We start from the raw sequence: 18,328 nt of genomic DNA on the forward strand, positions 1-18,328 counted from the left end.
GAGTTTGGAGTTTGGAGTTTGGAGTTTGGAGTTAGGAGTTAGGAGTTTGGAGTTTGGAACTTGTACTGAGCGACTTGTGTTAAGGGTTGCCGAGGTAAGCCGAAGTATTACCAATTATTTAGTCACTACGTAAAGCAGTAATTGGATCTAATTTAGATGCGTTCCGGGCTGGAATTACCCCAGCCACTAAGCCAACGCTCAATGAGAGTCCAAAGCCAGCAATGATTGACAATAAAGAAATTACAAAGGGAAATTTGAACGTGTTTGCTGCTAGAAAGGCTAATAAAATACCAGTGACCATGCCAATACATCCGCCAACAATGGAAATCACGATCGCTTCGGTTAAAAATTGATTAAGTATTGCCGAATTGGTGGCTCCTACGGCTTTGCGAATCCCGATTTCTCGCGTCCGCTCAACTACGGAAACTAGCATAATGTTGGCAATACCGATTCCACCAACCACTAACGAAATTCCTGCGATCGCTACTACCATTACTGTAAATAAACCCACAATACTAGTGAAGGTACTAACAATATCCGCTTGATTGGTTAGTCGAAAATCATCAACTTGGGGCGGATAAATGTTATGACGCAGCCGTAAAAGATTAGTGACTTGAAACTGAGCGGCTTCTAACTGCTCCTGATTAGCGCCTTTAACTAAAATTCCATTGACAGAAACGCCTACTAAGGCATTGTTTCCAACCAGTCTCTTCGACATAGTAGTTAAAGGAATGAAAACCTGGTCATCTCGATCCATCGGCCCTTGAGAACCTTTAGCTTCCATCAGCCCAATTACTTCATAAGCCTCTCCCTGAATGCGAATTTTCTCGCCGAGCGGATTTACACCCTGTGCAAAGAGTGTTTTTTGAACAGTAGGGCCAAGAATAGCTACCTGTGCGACAGTATCTAATTCTTCTTGAGTAAAATATCTCCCTTGCTGGGGGTGAGTATTTCTGACTTCTGGGTAGTTCAAATCTGTGCCATAAATGGTTGTTGAGGTGTTCTGTCCTGCATATACAACTTGAGCGCTGCGTTGAAGATAAGCAGAAACCATCTGTGCTGATGGTGCTTGTGTAGCGATCGCCTTTGCATCTTCCCAAGTCAAGGTGCTACTAGAACCTACCCCCTGACGGACATTCCCACTTCTTGCAGCACCCGCCAAAATTTGGATGACATCTGTACCCAATGCTTGTATCTGTTGTTCAACCCCCTTTTGCACTCCTTGACCGACAGAAGTAATGGCTATAACTGAAGAAATCCCAATAATCACGCCCAACATAGTTAGACCTGTACGTAATTTGTTACTCCACAGAGTCTCTGCCGCCATTATCAAGATTTCCAGCAACGGCACTGTGCGAGTATTCTTAGTTTTGTAAAAGCCCTTAAATATCTTAAACATAAGGTTTTATTTGAAACTCAATACAATTTAGTTAAGGGACTTCCAGGAAATAAATTATCCAATCTTGTGGGGTGGGCAACATGAGCGCCTTTGACTATGGGCGGGCGAGACGCCCACCCTACAATAAATAGTTGTATATTTTTTTATTTGGAAGTCCCTAAGGGATTTCCAAGAAATAATTTATCCAAATAAACGAACCACAGAGACGCAGAGAACACAGAGAGAGTAGTTGAGCTTTTTTACTTGGCAGTTGAACCTTTTTACTCCTCTTTCTCTTCCATTCCCCTGTTCCCTTGCCTCTTTTTAACTAAACCCTATTGATTTAAAACTAACTTTAAGGAGAACCACCGCCTTGCCGACCACCACCAGAACGACCACCGCCACCTGCTCCTGTGCCTCCTCCTAAACCAGGGAAAACTCCTCCTCTTGGTGTTGATTGCGGACGTGACCCTGGTGGGAAACTGAGCAATACCCTTTCGTTTCCTGTCAATCCAGACTTAACTTCGGTAAAATTGTTCGCGCTGACACCAGTCTCAATCGCAGTAAACACAGGTCTGTTATTCTTTCCTGGCACAAACACACCCGTGGCATTTTCTTGCCGCACCACCGAGGCCGTTGGCACTACTAGAACATTTTCAACTTGACCGACTTGAAAATCTACTTCCGCATTCATCCCAGATCGCAGTAGCCTTTGAGGGTCTAAAAGTGATACTCTCACTTCAAAACTGGTAACGTTTTGCTCTACTATTGCTTGGGCAGCAATTTGGCTGACTTTACCTTCAAAGGTTTTTCCTGGGTAGGCATCTGCTTCAATCGAGACTTTTTGACCAAGGCGGATTTTGGAAATATTTGTTTCCGCTAAATTGGCGACAACTTCATTTGTTGAAGCTAGAGACAAGATTGAAGAAGAAGAAGAAGAAGCTACTTCACTACTGGCAGTTGTAGGTGTCACGAAAGCGCCGGGATCGGCATACTTCTTTGTGACCACACCATCAAAAGGTGCGCGAATAATTGTGTCATTGATTTCGGCTTGGATGTTTTGCAGGGAACCGCGAGCAGATGTTACCTGGGCGCGGGCTGCATCAATATCTTCTTGGCGCGTTCCGGCTTTTAAAAGTGCCAAAGCTTGCTGTCTTTGCTTCACCACAGCTTGAGCTTGCTGAATATCTTCTGGACGCGATCCAGCTTTTTGCAACCCCAGTGCTTGTTGTGCTGCATTGACAGTTGCTCGGGCGCTGTCGCGATCGGCACGGCTTTGGTTGAGAGTCTGAAGGGAAATACCGCCTGCATTGTAAAGTTGTTGATTGCGAAGAAAACTATCTTCTGCTTTACTTAGAGCCGCTTGAGTGTTTTGTAACTGTGCCTGTGATTGGGCAATATCTTGAGAGCGATTACCTGCTTGTACCTTTTGTAGATTCGCCTCGGCTTCGTCTAATGCTCCCTGTGATTGGGCAATATCTTGAGGGCGATTACCTGCGATCGCCTTTTGCAAATTCGCCTCCGCTTGTGCCAGTTGTCCTTGAGCAGAGGTGAGTTGCCCCCGCAGGTTGGAATCATCCATGTAAGCGACAATCTGTCCTTGTTTGACGTTATCTCCTTCCTTCACCAGCAGGTTTTTCAGGATACCGGAATTTTTCGGGCTGAGGTTGATTGACCGCTCAGGTTTCACCGTTCCGTTCGCTGAAACTGTGATTGTTAAACTCTGCCTTTCTACAGGCTGTGTCAGCACCCGACGTCTGGCTTCTTGACCGGGAGCAATCGTTACTTGGTAATAAATGGCATAACCAATTCCACCCAAAAGGCAAAGAGCAATTAGCCAAGACCAATTACGTTTCCCCTTTTTTTTCTTTACCTCTGGAACTAAAACTGAGGAATCTACGGTATTTGGTGTATCAATTTTCATATATTTTTTTTAAAAAGAACGGCTACCGAGCTAGTTATTCACGGCTAATATAGCCTGGTAGCCCTATACCGACAATGATTTTGAGCTTTTAGTGTTTTAAAGGTTTATTTGCAGTACTAATCCACTAGGAAGTCGGAAATAATCATCATGCACTCTAACTAATCTCCCAGCAGGAACAATTTCCTCATTAGGAAGAAGAATATCTCCGTTGGGAAGTCTGAAGTAACCTTGATTACGCAGTCTCGCTATGGATCTAGCAGGAATAAGTTCCCCATTGGGATATCTGATGTCACCATTACCAAGTCTGACTACTCTGTTATTGAACTGGTTGTCACGACTCCAATTATCCCGCTCTCTATAGTTTCTGACTTCTTCAGAATAGGATCTGCCGTCACGGTTCCAATTATCCTGCTCTCTAGAGTTTCTGACTTCTCCAGAATAAGGTCTGCTGTCACGGTTCCAATTATCCTGCTCTCTAGAGTTTCTGACTTCTCCAGAATAAGGTCTGCCGTCACGGTTCCAATTACCTCTGTCTCCATTTCTGTCTTCTCTATAGTTGCGTCTGCCATCGCGATCCCAATTTTGATTGCGATCGCCACCAACATAAACCTTCGTCTGGGCATTTGCAGGCGCAGTCAAGAGAGTAGGAACAATGATTAGGGCAGCAGCAGCTAAAACTATCGATATCCGGTTTGCTTTTAACATGGAATTGATTCCTTATTTGTATTAAAGTTATATTTTTCTCAAGTTTGAATTCAGCAATCTTTAGACAGTTGTTTTTGTTTTGGCATCAAGATGTCTAATATTTACCTCTTCGTATAAATTCATACATATTAATTATTACTTAAAACATCCAAAGTGATGTATGACCAAAGTCATTAGTAATTCCAGACTTATGTATGACCAAAGTCATAAGTCTTTTTAATGGGGAATGGGGAATCGAATCGGGCATTGGTTATTAATTCTTGTCCCTCACTCCCTCACTCCCTCATCTCCCCTTGCTCCCTCATCCCCACTCCCTAATTAATCCTGTCAATGATGTAAGATTTTGCTACCGTCAACAGCGCAGATCGTTTAAGCTAGCTGAAAGATTCTTTGATTAGTGGCTTAAAGGCGGTAATGTGCCTAAACATGTTCGTTTGATTTCTTTTTTAATGGTCTGTAGTTTATGGAGTATGCCAAAAGCCGCTAACGCGCAGGCATTAATACCCCATACATTGCAACTAGATGGGACAAAGTTAGAGAAGCAGGGGTTGAGCTTGGCACAGGAAGCGGCTCAACTAGCTCAGTTTCAACAGGTTGATTTAGCTTTGCCACGAGCGCGGCTGGCGAGTCAACTGGCTCCTAAGAATGATAAAGTGTGGTTGCTCTTAGGTGGATTGCAACTGCAAACCAAAGAGTTTGACGGGGCGATCGCTAGCCTGAAAAAAGCGCAATCTATCAACCCCAAAAATGGTGATATTTTGTTTGCTTTGGGTTCAGCTAATTTTCAGCAGAAAAATTACCAAGCAGCTGTAGTCAATTACCAAGACGGTTTGAAGTTAAAACCCAACGATCCAGAAGGGTTATTTGATTTGGGTAATGCTTACTATCTGCTGGGTAAATTGCCAGATGCGATCGCACAGTACGATAAAGCCGTCTCCCACGATAAAAAATTCTGGCCGGCGATCAACAATATTGGCTTAATCAACTACGAACAGGGTAATACCACTGAAGCGATTAAGCGATGGCAATCTGCTATAAGCCTTGATAAGCAAGCCGCAGAACCTTTATTGGCCTTAGCAGTGGCACTGTATACTAAAGGCGATCGCCAACAAGCATTAAACTTCGGAGAAGCCGCACTCCGCATCGATCAGCGCTATGCCAGTTTGAATTTTCTTAAAGAAAATCTCTGGGGCGATCGCCTACTGTCTGATACGAAAAAATTCTTAGAATTACCCCGTATTCAAGCAGCCCTACAGCAACGAGAAAACTCATCATCAGCCCCGGAACAACAGTCTACTCAATAGGAGTTGGGAGTTGGGAGTTAAATATTTCAACAGTTATCAGTTAATTTGTCCGTTGGGAGTCAGAGTTCCCCACAACTAACAAGTCGTGTGTTTCAGTCGGGGTGGTCACATAGCTCTGCCGAAGTGTCAAATCCCCGACTCAAACCGCGAAGGCTACTGATTTAACTCCTCACTCATAACTCCTAACTCCTAACTTTTAACTCCCCACTTGCCTAACACTACCTTTTCGTAGTACATCTATACTAAGCTGACTAAATACAGGATATTAGTCGCCCAAAAATGTTTGCGGGCGAGTATTCCTGAAATTAGTCGTCAATTCTCAGTCGTCGTCTGTGGGTAGAAGTGCGATGATTTGGTCAACAAACTGTTGATGGTCAACAACTGGCTTAGAAATGTAGCCATCAGCGCCGCTTTGCTTGAGAAAGTTTTCGCGATCGCCTTCCATAGCATGTGCCGTCACCAAAATAACGGGTAAGTTTGCTGTTTTTGGATCGGATTTTAACATTTGTGTAATTTTGATTCCATCAACAGATTTACCTTGGTAAACGCTTCTAGACAGAGAAACATCCATCAAAATCAGGTCGGCTTCTCCTGATTGGGCAATTTTTATTACTTCTTCAACATTTTCAGTGTGTTTTACACCCAAGCCGCCACGCTTGGACAAAATTTTGGAAAAAACACGAGCATTAATTAGATCGTCTTCGACAATTAAAACAGTTTTCATGAGATTTCTAGTTATAGAGGTAGAGCTAAGGCCATTAGGCAATTCAAAATTTAAAATGAGAAAATGCAGTTATGGCAAGTATCCTGGCTATGGAGTCTATACAAATTAAGTGTGCAGCATATCATTCGATTAAAACAGCTACCTGCTATCAGTTTCCTTTTTAATAGTCAATGTATATCCTGTGATCAAGGATGATAAGCTAAAAAACATTTAATTTGCATAACCCTTATTAGACAGAACTCTTGTGGGGTAGGCCGAAAAGCCCGCCCAGGATATGCAAGTTTATTTGTCCGACAGCTTACTACTGCTTTTTCTTGTATGACCATGCCAATTTTAGATTTTAGATTAAAAATTATTTCGGTTCATGCCCCGCCCCAAGGAATGCCTTGAGCTTTGCCGAAGGGTGGGCTGAACAAATCCAAAATTTAAAATCCAAAATTGTTTGACTATCAATATTTTGTTAGGAATCCCATTTCATCCGTTATGCTGTGGTTGCTGCAATATTGAGTTCCGACGGCTTTAGTGTAGTTAAATTTCAGGGAAAAAACTCATGGCAAAACAGTTAAACCTTCTCCCAACGGGACAGGTAATTACAACAGCCCTGCATACCGAGATGCAACGGTCTTATCTAGAATATGCCATGAGCGTGATTGTCGGGCGAGCGCTACCAGACGTGCGTGATGGCTTAAAACCAGTGCATCGCCGCATTCTATATGCCATGCACGAACTCGGTTTAGTACCAGATAGACCCTATCGAAAATGCGCCCGTGTAGTGGGTGATGTGTTGGGTAAATACCATCCCCACGGCGACCAATCAGTTTACGATGCTTTAGTCAGGTTGGTACAGGATTTTTCTAGCCGTTATCCCTTGCTGGCAGGACACGGTAACTTTGGCAGCGTCGATAATGACCCGCCAGCAGCGATGCGTTACACAGAAACGCGCCTCGCACCCATCAGCCATGAGGGAATGCTGACAGAAATTGGCGAAGAAACTGTGGAATTTGTCGGGAACTTCGATAATTCGCAGCAAGAACCGACGGTGTTACCTGCTCAGTTACCGTTTCTGTTGCTCAATGGCTGTTCTGGTATTGCCGTAGGAATGGCAACGAATGTTCCACCGCACAACTTGGGGGAAGTTGTCGATGGGTTAATTGCTTTAATCGACAATCCAGATTTGGCAGATGAAAAATTATTTGAGTTAATTCCAGGGCCAGACTTTCCCACTGGTGGGGAAATAATTGGTGAGGTGGGAATTCGGGAAGCATACACCACAGGTAAAGGTGGAATTCTGCTGCGGGGAGTTGCGACTCTGGAGGAAATTCCAGCCGCTAGGGGAAGCAAGCGACGAACGGCAATTATTATTACAGAATTGCCTTATCAAGTGAATAAGGCTGCCTGGATTGAGAAGGTAGCGGACTTAGTAAATCAAGGACGCTTGCAAGGAATTTCTGATCTTCGGGATGAAAGCGATCGCGAAGGAATGCGGGTAGTAATTGAACTCAAACGCGATACCAATCCCCAAGAAGTTCTTCAGCATTTGTATCACCAAACTGCTTTGCAAATGACTTTTGGGGCGATTCTCCTAGCAATAGTGAATGGACAACCCCGCCAGTTAAGTTTGCGTCAACTGTTGCAGGAGTTTTTGAGTTTCCGAGAAGAGACGCTGAACCGTCGCTATAATTACGAGTTGGAGAAGGCTCAAAGTCGTGTGCATTTGCTGGAAGGTTTACTCAAAGCATTATCTAATTTGGATCGGGTAATTGAAATTTTGCGGCAAGCTCCCGATGGCAGTACAGCAAAAATAAATCTTTGTAGCCGGCTAGATTTGAGTGAGCTACAAGGAGATGCAATTTTAGCTATGCCGTTGCGTCGCCTCACCAGTTTAGAACAGCAAAATTTGCAGCAGGAATTTGAGCAGATAAGTGAACAAATTAGATTGTTGGAGCTATTACTGAGCGATCGCCGAGAATTACTCAAGGCATTGAAAAAAGATTTGCGATCGCTCAAGCGCAAGTACAACGATCCCCGGCGGACTAAGCTAGCACCTACCAGCAGCGACACAAAGATACAAGAGGACAAGGGGACAAGAGGACGAGTAGAGGAAGAAGAGGAACTTAAATCTTCTGAGCCAGCAGAGGAAGCGGTTTTAGAATTTACCCAACGGGGTTATGTGCGCCGCACCCAGCCATCTGGGAAAAAGTCAAAAGGTGAAAATGGTCTCCATGATAATGACTTCATTATCCAAACTGCTTTAACTGACACAGAAAAAGATTTGCTAATACTAACTGGTGGCGGCAAAGTCTATCCTGTGAAGGTAGGAGAAATTCCCCCAACCACTGGCCGTTCTCCACGGGGGAAACCTTTGATTACCATGCTCAGTAATACTGCTCAAGGTGCTCAAGAAGCTGTAGTCAGCCGCTTTTTACTGCCGGAAAATCTCGAAACTAAGCAGATGATTCTTTTAACAAAGCAGGGACGAATTAAGCGGCTGTCTCTGGAAGAATTTACTAACTTGACTCGGCGCGGAATCACGATTTTGAAGCTCAAAGACGATGATGAATTGTCATTTACCCAGTTCACCAATCCAGGGGAGCATCTGATTTTAGCTAGTTCTGGTGGGCGACTGTTGCGCTTTGCAGTCAATGATGAACAATTACCGGTTATGGGACGCACAGCGATGGGTTTACAAGCATTTCGGTTATTGAAAAATCAGCAAATGGTTGGCTGTGCCACTGTCGGTAAAGATGACTATCTGCTGCTAGTTACTCAAGAAGGATATGCGAAACGGATGGCTGCGAGTCAGTTAAGAGCGGCTAATCGCGGCGATTTAGGTACGCAAGCGCTGAAATTTTCCAGCAAAACTGACAACTTAGCTGGTATGGTGATAGCGATGCCAACTCTTGGAGACGCTACGCGAACGGCGGGCTACGCCAACGCATCTGGCGAGGTAGCTTTAGTGACGAATAAAGAGCGGGTAGTGCGGATACCTGTGGAAACAGTGCCTATTTTGGGTAAGGATGTCAAAGGTGAAAGCATCCTCCAACTCAACCGGGATGAAAAAATTATCACCGTTGCGGAAGTGCGATCGTAAATCAAGGTGAGGTTCTCCAGTAAAAAGTAATTAAGTTGGCATAATATTATACTCACTTCCCCAAATGGCGCTTACTTAACTGAATTTATATCCCCGACTTCTTGAACAAGTCGGGGATCTGGGCAGCAACTTTTGCTTAATTAAATAGCATTCCACCCAATGAAACAAAAGTTTTACATTTTGTTTAATCCACATTTTTAAGTATTTTTAGCTCCAAATATCGCTATTAATTATTAATAAATTTTAATTATAAAATAACAAACTCTATGAAAAATCAAGCAATATAACTAATTATTTGACAATAATATCAATAAATCTAGAATTGTCTCTGACGATAAAAATTTACATAACATTTCTTTTACCTCAGCAAATCTCACTGAAGGCAGATGTTTTAATATGTATAAATAGCTATTTCTATTTATGTCAAGGTATGGAAACAAAAGTATAAAAAATGTTGCCTTAATAAAAATATTTGTTATATTAGTTTACATAAGGCAATAAACCTTAAAAATTAAGCTTGGAGTCGGAACCATGACAAATGCAACCACAACAAAAGTAACTACCCCTGTAATTGAAGATCGCAACGCTTGGCGCTGGGGCTTTACCCCACAAGCCGAAATTTGGAACGGTCGTTTGGCAATGATTGGTTTTTCAGCAGCCGTTTTGGTTGAGCTTTTTTCCGGTCAAGGCTTCCTACATTTTTGGGGCATCCTATAAGTTTTAATATCTAAGATAACCTATAAATAAAAAAACCTGGAGTGCTAATTCACTACCAGGTTTTTTATTGTTTTGTCATTAGTCATTTGTTTATTTAGTAATGACTAATGACTAATTGACTACCGAATATACTCTTTGAGAACGCTGTTACGATTTGGGTGGCGTAACTTGCGGAGTGCTTTCGCCTCAATTTGACGAATGCGTTCGCGGGTGACGTTGAAAATCTGTCCGATTTCCTCAAGAGTCTTCATCCGACCATCATCCAAGCCATAACGTAGTCTGAGAACATCGCGTTCACGAGGACTTAGACTATCAAGGACTTTTTCGAGGTCTTCGCGCAAAAGATTTTTGGAAACTTGGTCTTCTGGCGTTTCACCATCGGATTCAATAAAATCACCCAACCGAGAATCTTCTTCTTTACCAATGGGTGTTTCTAATGAAATGGGCAACTGGGCGGATTTAGCAATAAACCGCAACTTCTCAATGGTCATTTCCATCCGAGTGGCGATTTCTTCTTCGGTGGGTTTGCGACCCATTTCTTGAGAGAGTAACTTGGTAGTTTTCTTAATCCGAGAGATGGTTTCGTAAAGGTGAACTGGAAGGCGAATTGTGCGGGATTGATCTGCGATCGCCCTGGTAATTGCTTGACGAATCCACCATGTAGCATAAGTGGAGAACTTATAACCTTTTTCGTGATCAAACTTTTCAGCGGCACGAATCAAACCGAGACTGCCTTCCTGAATTAAGTCTTGGAACGACAAACCACGATTCATGTACTTCTTGGCAATTGAAACTACAAGACGGAGGTTAGATTGCACCATCTTGTCTTTTGCCCTGCGACCAACATGGAGGCGATAACGAAAAGCTGGCAAAGGTAGTTGTACTGCTTCTGCCCATTCACTATCACGAGGATCGCGATCTAACTGTTCACACAGTCTTTCCCGCACCCTCTCTAATTCCAGCAAATCGGCGATTTTCCGCGCCAATTCAATTTCTTCGTCTGCCCGCAACAGCCGAATTCTACCAATTTCTTGCAAGTAAAGCCGAATTGAATCTTCAGTGTAGTGCTTCTTCTTGCTTTGTGTCCGACGACGCGATTTAGCGGCTTTTCCAGACTTTGCGTCGTCCTCATCAGACTGAGGCTCTAAAAATTCCTCGTCACCTTCATCGATGATCAGCAAGTCCTCTTCATCGTCTATTAAGAGTTCTTCTAACTCGAGCTCAGGCTGATTCATTATTTCTAGGTCAGGCTGATATATGCTTTCGAGTACGTTGTTAGCCTGGTTCATGCCGCGTTCCTCATGCTCCTTGCAGAATCAATTACTCAAGATGTGTTTACTGCTCTTTTAAACGAGCTATTCATAAACCGAAAATAAGCTTTTTGGCAGATTTGCCATAGATATTTTCGGACGTTTTATACCTCCGGTCGGAGGTTTTTTACTTTAGTTTAAGCGATTACTAAAAGTGACTTGCTCATCTTAGTAAATGTTATGTGTGTTGCTATCACACACTGCTTTCAACTAACTGGTCAAAAAAAAGACTCGCCTTTATCAAAAAATTTGCCACTCTATACTAATGAGTTCAGACTGTTGGCAGATTTTCCTAGAAAGACTCTTCCGATTGTAGCCTGTTTCACAGAAATTGCACTCTTTTTGTGTATTAATCATGAACTTCTAAAGCAATTATTAGCCACTATTACCAAAAAGACATTAAAAACGGGAGTTATACCCTTAAATTTTTTTCTCCCTTTCCCAATTGCAGTGACCCTCTTAACAAAGTAAGTACGTTTGCTTTTGCCGAATTCATGTACTTTACACAACATTCATTACTTAGGAAGAGTGAATTTTATGTTAACTCAGACGATTTGTCTTAATCTAGCCATTTTTACATTTCCTTCACAAATTACGCATTCCTTAGACTAAAGGGGTTCTTAACTTTGGGTAAATACAACAAGGGTGATGGTGTTTGCCTTAAAGCAGTTAACCTTCTGCGTACTAATTACCTTAACTGAGGAGTTGAGGCTCTGGCAGATCGACCTGATAGCAGATCGATTTAGGTTTAACTAATTTGGTCTTATTCACACGTTAGCGCACTGTGGCGATTTCAGCCCTATGAACCTTGACAAACTTTTCTTATTGTATACAAGGATATTTTAATCAATTCAAAAACAATTTGTCTTGCGAACTTGCCAATATAGTCTTATTTTAGGCAAAAGTTCATTAGATACATCCGATACAATCGCGATCGCTAAGGCGTACATGAAGATATTAACAAGTTTACTGGCAGATGGTGTCCGCTTCCAGTAGGCATTACCTCGAACAAAGAGAATCCTGAAGATTGCTTAATGATTTGCTTACAAACTTGAGCTACGTAAGTATTTTGTAAACTTAAATACTTTTGTTACGGTAAATTTATGTCATCTTATTATGAGAAATCCTCAAAATACTTATTAATTGGTGTTTGATAGATGAAATTCAGTTATTTTCTTAAAGCATAACAAATGTGTTTCTAGCTGGTGGACAAAATAAATCAGCCAGTCAGTACAAAGAGTATTATCTTAACTAAACTTCCATAAAGTTGGTAGTTTAGCTAACACTAGAAGATTGAATTTTTGTAAAATATTGACAATAAGCAAATTATATGGTTAAAAACTAACTGAAAAATTTAGAATTTTTCTAGTTATGTCGTACTAACCTACCGCTAACGTTGTAAAGCAAGCTAATTTTTTTATTGATTGTTAGCGTCTATTAGCGTCTAGTTTTCACTAGAGGTAGGTTTAAAAGCATTGGAGTCAACTTAAGTAAGCTAGAAATTGCTTATCTGTTGGCTTCCACGCCCGCCCCGAAATGAATTTCAGCGGTTCATAGCCAAAGTCTACTCAAGTAGACTAAAGATTTTAGAGATTATTCAGTCATCAAGAGATGACTTTCGCTATAAAAGATATAAGAGAAGGAACTTCACTTCCTTGTGAAAAAGGTAATGGGTGAAAATGTATCACTCATTACCAATGTCAAAAATTATTGGAGTCGTGTCAGGGAATTGATATTAAATATCTAAATCGGTGAAGTTGAGTTTAGAACCATAGGTTTCGATGAATTCTCGTCTGGGGGCGACGCGATCGCCCATTAAAATTGTGAAGATGCGATCAGCTTCGGCAGCGTCCTCAATTTCGACTTGCTTCATTTTACGGGTTTCTGGGTTCATTGTGGTGTCCCAGAGTTGTTGTGGCATCATTTCACCCAAACCTTTGAAGCGTTGGATGGTATAGTTGGCGTTAGCAGGGAATTTGGCGATCGCTTGAATTTTTTCGCGTTCGCTATAGCAGTACTCATGATTACGTCCCCGTTCTACTTTATACAGTGGGGGACAAGCAATATAAATAAAGCCTTGTTCGATCAGCGCTCGTTGATATCGATAGAAGAATGTTAATAACAAAGTCCGAATGTGCGCTCCATCTACGTCAGCATCAGTCATAATGACTATCCGGTGATAACGTAGTTGAGTGGAATCGAATTCATCACCTTTGACACCTAAACCGAGGGCTGTAATTAACGCTTGAACTTCGTTATTTTTATAGATTTTGGCGTCGTCGGTTTTTTCAATGTTGAGAATTTTACCACGGAGAGGCAAGATAGCTTGAGTGCGGCGATCGCGTCCTTGTTTTGCACTCCCACCTGCTGAATCCCCTTCCACGATGAAGATTTCCGATTCGCTGGGGTCACGAGAACTACAATCTGCTAATTTACCAGGTAATGGCGAAGATTCTAGCACAGATTTGCGCCGCACTAATTCTCGTGCATGACGGGCTGCTTCTGCGGCTTTGAAAGCTTGGATAGCTTTGTCTAAAATTGAGTCTGCGATCGCCGGGTGAAATTCTAGGTACTCGGTGAGGACTTCTCCTACCAAAGAATCAACAATACCGCGAACTTCAGTGTTACCGAGTTTGGTTTTGGTTTGTCCTTCAAATTCTGGATCGGGGACTTTAACGGAAATTACCGCAGTCAAACCTTCGCGGACGTGTTCGCCACTGAGGTTAGGTTCATTCTCTTTAATTTTATTGCGTTTGCGAGCGATCGCATTTAATGTCCGAGTCAGAACTGCTTTCAACCCTTCTAAGTGCGTACCACCATCCACTGTGCGAATATTGTTAGCAAAACCTAGAACATTATCCGTGTAAGCATCAGTACACCATTGCAATGAAACTTCCACTTGGACATTGTTGCGTTCCCCCTGCACATAGATAATTTCTTCATGCAGTGGCTGCTTTTCACGGTTCATGTAAGCGATATATTCTTTAATACCACCCTTGTAATTGTAGGTTTCTACTTTCGGTGTATCGCTTTTTAGTAATTCCAGACGGTGGTCAGTAAAGGTAATTTTGACACCTGCATTCAGATATGCTAATTCCCGTAGGCGACCTGATAAAGTGATGTAATCAAACTCAATACTAATTGTAAAGATTTGGGTATCTGGCTTAAAAGTAACAGAAGTTCCGGTTCTAGCTTCTTTATAAGGCTTGGTTTGCAGTTCACTAACTGGGATACCGCGTTCATAACGTTGGAGATGAACCTTTTTATCTCGCCAAACTGTAACTTCTACAACCTCAGACAGGGCATTAACAACAGAAATACCAACCCCGTGCAATCCTCCAGAAACTTTGTAGCCACCGCCGCCAAACTTACCACCAGCGTGCAATACCGTCATCACGGTTTCCAAAGCCGATTTTCCGGTGCGCGAGTGAGTATCGACGGGAATACCGCGACCATCATCTGTTACAGTCACTGAACCATCAGCGTTGATATCCACTTCTATATGAGTGCAATGACCCGCCAAAGCCTCATCGATTGAATTGTCCACCACCTCGTAAACTAAATGGTGAAGTCCTCGCGGCCCAGTGGTACCAATGTACATTCCTGGTCTTTTGCGGACGGCTTCCAGACCTTCCAGAACTTGAATCTGATCGGCACTGTAACTGCTCGTCATGTAAACTCTCCTGATGCGTGGGTTTAAAATCGCCTAAAGGCAAATAAAAGTAAAAACACTCCAAAATTGTAACACAAAAGCCTTGCTGGCGTCTGTAGGGCATTTTCTAGAGAAGTTTATACTGGGGTTGCACTACCGTGGAAGAGGGGCAGGGGGAGTAGGAGGGCAGGGGAGGCAGGGTGAGTAGGGGAAGAAGAACTATTGATTATTGACCAATTCCTAATGCCCCATAACTAATGACTAATAACTAATAACTAATAACTAATAACTAATGACTAATGACTAATGACTAAATTAATTGTGATTTGTGGGGCGACGGCAACGGGGAAATCGGGTATGGCTTTGGCTTTGGCGATGCGGTTGGGTTCTGTAATTCTCAGTGCTGATTCTCGTCAAGTTTATCGGGAGTTTGATATTGGGACGGCAAAACCAACTATAGCTGAACAAAAATTGGTGCCGCACTATTTAATAGATATCTGCGATCCGACAGACATGATGACAGTAGCAGACTATCAGGAGCAAACACAAGCCTTAATTGCTTCTGTTGGTGTTACAACACTGTTTCTAGTTGGTGGCACTGGTTTATATATCCGTTCCATTGTGCAAGGGATGAAAATTCCCAGAGTTGCACCACAGATGGAATTGCGATCGCAGCTTGAATCTCTCGGTCAACCACAACTCTACGCCATATTACAACAAGTTGACCCCGTTGCAGCAAAAAAGATTCATGGCAATGATTCAGTGCGAACTTTAAGAGCCTTAGAGGTATATTATGCCACTGGTCATCCAATTTCCGAACAGCAAGGGGAGAATCCACCAAATTATCCGATTTTGCAAATTGGTTTAGATTGCGATGTCGAAAAGTTGCTTGCTCGTATTCAACAGCGTACTGAGCAAATGATAGCAAATGGTTTGGTCGCTGAAGTGGAGTATCTTTGTCAAAAATATGGCGCTAACTTGTCTTTGTTGAATACTTTGGGCTATCAAGAAATCAAGCAATATTTGGCTGGCGATATTTCCTTAAATGAAGCGAAAGAGTTAACAGTTTTGCATACACGACAATTTGCCAAGCGACAACGTACTTGGTTTCGAGCCTATCCCCAAATTCAATGGTTTGATGCAGATGATCCTAATTTATTAGAAAAGGTTTGGCATCGGATAAATGAGTTTATAAGTTGCACAAGTTTATGAGATTTTTTTGCTCATGCAAAGACGCCAAAATATATGTAGAAGGTTATCGTCGTCAGGATGGAACTGAAGTAAAAGGATATTGGAGGGATAAATAAACTAGACAACTTGGTGTTCTTGGACGAAATGGATGTTTTATTGGGTTTGACACGAACCTATGCTGTTCCCTAGTCAAAAGGTAAAGGTTCATTAAAATCATCACTTATCCAAATCTTGCCTTGGTTTAAACCTAGTACCCGTTTATGAGGTGGTTGTTGAGTTTGAGCATATTTTTGTGCTATTCCACAAAATCTAACACCTGTTGTTGCTGTTCGGGTGCTAGGGTTTGCAGCTTTGTAATTAATTTTGAGGTGGAATCTAAAACTTGGTAAGTCATTTCACCTTCTGCTGTTAAATGTCTGACTCTATGTTACTGTAGCCCCACAATTAACTAAATATAGGATTTTACCATTATTCAACGCACTCCTTAAGAGACATCGCACCTTCCGTACTCAAATTATGCGATCGCATTTACTCACTCTTAGCTGCTATTCTTGCAACAATAGTAATTACAGCTATACTAACCTCCCTGCAACATCTACCTTCAACTTTAAAAAACTATGCTTACCCAAGATAAAAAACAACGCAACTGGAAACCCATTCTCAAAGGATTTGAGGCTGTCCTGGGCAAAAATGGTGTGGTACAACGCCGCGAAGAACTCATTACCTATGAATGCGATGGTTTAACTGGCTATCGCCAACGTCCGGCTGTGGTGGTTTTACCCAGAACTACAGAACAAGTTGCCCAAATTGTGAAAATATGCAACCAATACTCTATCCCCTTCATAGCACGCGGTTCTGGCACTGGTCTATCTGGCGGCGCTTTACCATTAGAAGATTCTGTTTTAATTGTCACTTCCTTAATGCGGCAAATCCTCAGCATTGATTTAGAAAATCAACGGACAGTTGTCCAACCAGGGGTGATTAATAGTTGGGTAACACAAGCTGTCAGTGGTGCTGGTTTTTACTACGCTCCTGACCCTTCTAGTCAAATTATCTGCTCTATTGGAGGCAATATTGCCGAAAATTCTGGTGGCGTACATTGTCTCAAATACGGTGTTACTACTAACCACGTTTTAGGATTAAAAATTGTCACGCCGGAAGGGGAAATTATTGATATAGGCGGACAAATCCCAGAAATGCCTGGTTATGATTTAACAGGTGTTTTTGTTGGTTCTGAAGGCACATTAGGAATTGCTACAGAAATTACTTTGCGAATTCTCAAAAGTGCAGAATCAATTTGTGTGCTGTTGGCAGATTTTACTAGCATTGAAGCTGCCGGAGCAACTGTTTCTGACATCATCAGCGCCGGAATTATTCCTGGTGGTATGGAAATGATGGATAACTTCAGCATCAATGCTGTTGAAGATGTTGTAGCAACTAATTGTTATCCCCGCGATGCTACTGCAATTTTGCTAATAGAAATTGACGGTTTAGAAGTAGAAGTTGCAGGAAATAAGCAGCGAGTTATTGAAATTTGTAAAAAGAATGGCGCACGAAATATAACTTCTGCTACTGACCCAGAAACTAGATTTAAATTATGGAAAGGACGTAAAGCCGCTTTTGCTGCGGCTGGACATTTAAGCCCAGACTATTATGTACAAGATGGTGTAATTCCTCGAACTCAGTTGCCTTATGTTCTGCACGAAATTAAGACATTAAGCGAACAATACGGTTATCGAGTTGCTAATGTATTTCATGCTGGTGATGGCAATCTTCATCCGCTAATTCTTTATGATAATTCTGTAGCTGGAGCATTGGAACAAGTAGAAGAAATGGGTGGAAAAATTCTCAAACTTTGTGTCCAAGTCGGTGGTAGTATTTCTGGCGAACATGGCATTGGTGCAGAGAAAAAGTGTTATATGCCACAGATGTTTAGCCAAGTTGATTTAGAAACTATGCAATGGGTACGGCAAGTTTTTAATCCTAAAGGGTTAGCAAATCCTGAAAAGATATTCCCCACACCACGAACTTGTGGTGAAGCAGCAAATGCATCAGCTATCAAGCAATTTGAAGGTGTGGAAAGATTTTAAGAAGAAAGAAGTCAGGAGTTAGGAGTTAGGAGTTAGGAGTTAGGAGTTCTCAGGTTTTGGTATTGTTAAGTATATTCATAACCAAAATTAGCTCCGTATTATTTCAACTATTCTGACCTCTAAATCCTGAGTTCTGATTCCTGACTCCTGAATTGTGAATCATCATTTCTTTACATCATCCGGAGGATTACAAGTTTATTTTGTAGTTATATATATATTCCGATCGCACTAGGTCAGGCTTA

11 protein-coding genes are annotated in these 18,328 nt (G+C 42.1%); 5 read left to right on the top strand and 6 right to left on the bottom strand.

The genetic code is table 11. From position 1 onward, the window contains the following. Nucleotides 1-118 precede the first annotated feature (118 nt). The 3 genes from V7K32_RS04885 to V7K32_RS04895 all read right to left on the bottom strand — a co-directional run bounded on the left by V7K32_RS04885 (nucleotide 119) and on the right by V7K32_RS04895 (nucleotide 4,007). Complete coding sequence (locus V7K32_RS04885) at nucleotides 119-1,399, bottom strand: ABC transporter permease (protein WP_442938692.1); 1,281 nt, start codon at nucleotides 1,397-1,399, stop codon at nucleotides 119-121. Nucleotides 1,400-1,733: 334 nt separating this feature from the next. Next, complete coding sequence (locus tag V7K32_RS04890) at nucleotides 1,734-3,302, bottom strand: efflux RND transporter periplasmic adaptor subunit (RefSeq protein WP_334990864.1); 1,569 nt, start codon at nucleotides 3,300-3,302, stop codon at nucleotides 1,734-1,736. Nucleotides 3,303-3,398: 96 nt separating this feature from the next. Next, nucleotides 3,399-4,007 (bottom strand): hypothetical protein, encoded by a 609-nt coding sequence (locus V7K32_RS04895; protein WP_334990866.1) that lies wholly within the window; start codon nucleotides 4,005-4,007, stop codon nucleotides 3,399-3,401. Between the two features lie 416 nt (nucleotides 4,008-4,423). On the opposite strand from V7K32_RS04895, the gene V7K32_RS04900 reads away from it, so the two are divergent. Further along, on the top strand, nucleotides 4,424-5,311 hold the full coding sequence (locus V7K32_RS04900) for a tetratricopeptide repeat protein (RefSeq protein WP_334990868.1): 888 nt from the start codon (nucleotides 4,424-4,426) through the stop codon (nucleotides 5,309-5,311). A gap of 319 nt (nucleotides 5,312-5,630) precedes the next feature. Here V7K32_RS04900 and V7K32_RS04905 read toward each other — a convergent pair whose 3' ends face one another. Then, complete coding sequence (locus tag V7K32_RS04905; protein ID WP_334990870.1) at nucleotides 5,631-6,035, bottom strand: response regulator; 405 nt, start codon at nucleotides 6,033-6,035, stop codon at nucleotides 5,631-5,633. A 550-nt stretch (nucleotides 6,036-6,585) separates the two neighbouring features. Here V7K32_RS04905 and gyrA point away from each other — a divergent pair. Together gyrA and V7K32_RS04915 are read left to right on the top strand one after the other, a co-directional pair. Beyond that, nucleotides 6,586-9,126: a DNA gyrase subunit A gene (gyrA, locus tag V7K32_RS04910; RefSeq protein ID WP_334990872.1), complete on the top strand. Its 2,541-nt coding sequence runs from the start codon at nucleotides 6,586-6,588 to the stop codon at nucleotides 9,124-9,126. A 531-nt stretch (nucleotides 9,127-9,657) separates the two neighbouring features. Beyond that, on the top strand, nucleotides 9,658-9,843 hold the full coding sequence (locus V7K32_RS04915; protein ID WP_100898540.1) for a chlorophyll a/b-binding protein: 186 nt from the start codon (nucleotides 9,658-9,660) through the stop codon (nucleotides 9,841-9,843). A gap of 119 nt (nucleotides 9,844-9,962) precedes the next feature. Here V7K32_RS04915 and rpoD read toward each other — a convergent pair whose 3' ends face one another. Both rpoD and gyrB read right to left on the bottom strand, forming a co-directional pair. After that, nucleotides 9,963-11,132, bottom strand: coding sequence for an RNA polymerase sigma factor RpoD (gene rpoD / locus V7K32_RS04920; RefSeq protein WP_094353188.1), 1,170 nt, complete (start codon nucleotides 11,130-11,132; stop codon nucleotides 9,963-9,965). A 1,756-nt stretch (nucleotides 11,133-12,888) separates the two neighbouring features. Next, nucleotides 12,889-14,826 (bottom strand): DNA topoisomerase (ATP-hydrolyzing) subunit B, encoded by a 1,938-nt coding sequence (gene gyrB, locus V7K32_RS04925; protein WP_334990874.1) that lies wholly within the window; start codon nucleotides 14,824-14,826, stop codon nucleotides 12,889-12,891. Between the two features lie 285 nt (nucleotides 14,827-15,111). Between gyrB and miaA the strand changes: the two genes are divergently transcribed. Next, nucleotides 15,112-16,017 carry a tRNA (adenosine(37)-N6)-dimethylallyltransferase MiaA gene (miaA, locus tag V7K32_RS04930; protein WP_334990876.1) on the top strand — a complete coding sequence of 302 codons (906 nt, stop codon included), beginning with the start codon at nucleotides 15,112-15,114 and terminating at the stop codon, nucleotides 16,015-16,017. Between the two features lie 596 nt (nucleotides 16,018-16,613). After that, nucleotides 16,614-18,086: a glycolate oxidase subunit GlcD gene (gene glcD / locus V7K32_RS04935; RefSeq protein ID WP_334990878.1), complete on the top strand. Its 1,473-nt coding sequence runs from the start codon at nucleotides 16,614-16,616 to the stop codon at nucleotides 18,084-18,086. The last annotated feature ends 242 nt before the right edge of the window (nucleotides 18,087-18,328 follow it).

Origin of the sequence: Nostoc sp. (assembly GCF_036917635.1) — a bacterium.
Taxonomy (GTDB): Bacteria; Cyanobacteriota; Cyanobacteriia; order Cyanobacteriales; family Nostocaceae; genus Nostoc.

What these genes read in the sequence shown, in the direction of transcription:
- V7K32_RS04905 (WP_334990870.1), bottom strand. Translation starts at nt 6,035, where the DNA reads ATGAAAACTGTTTTAATTGTCGAAGACGATCTAATTAATGCTCGTGTT.
- rpoD (WP_094353188.1), bottom strand. Translation starts at nt 11,132, where the DNA reads ATGAACCAGGCTAACAACGTACTCGAAAGCATATATCAGCCTGACCTA.
- V7K32_RS04915 (WP_100898540.1), top strand. Translation starts at nt 9,658, where the DNA reads ATGACAAATGCAACCACAACAAAAGTAACTACCCCTGTAATTGAAGAT.
- V7K32_RS04890 (WP_334990864.1), bottom strand. Translation starts at nt 3,302, where the DNA reads ATGAAAATTGATACACCAAATACCGTAGATTCCTCAGTTTTAGTTCCA.
- gyrB (WP_334990874.1), bottom strand. Translation starts at nt 14,826, where the DNA reads ATGACGAGCAGTTACAGTGCCGATCAGATTCAAGTTCTGGAAGGTCTG.
- miaA (WP_334990876.1), top strand. Translation starts at nt 15,112, where the DNA reads ATGACTAAATTAATTGTGATTTGTGGGGCGACGGCAACGGGGAAATCG.
- V7K32_RS04895 (WP_334990866.1), bottom strand. Translation starts at nt 4,007, where the DNA reads ATGTTAAAAGCAAACCGGATATCGATAGTTTTAGCTGCTGCTGCCCTA.
- V7K32_RS04885 (WP_442938692.1), bottom strand. Translation starts at nt 1,399, where the DNA reads ATGTTTAAGATATTTAAGGGCTTTTACAAAACTAAGAATACTCGCACA.
- glcD (WP_334990878.1), top strand. Translation starts at nt 16,614, where the DNA reads ATGCTTACCCAAGATAAAAAACAACGCAACTGGAAACCCATTCTCAAA.
- gyrA (WP_334990872.1), top strand. Translation starts at nt 6,586, where the DNA reads ATGGCAAAACAGTTAAACCTTCTCCCAACGGGACAGGTAATTACAACA.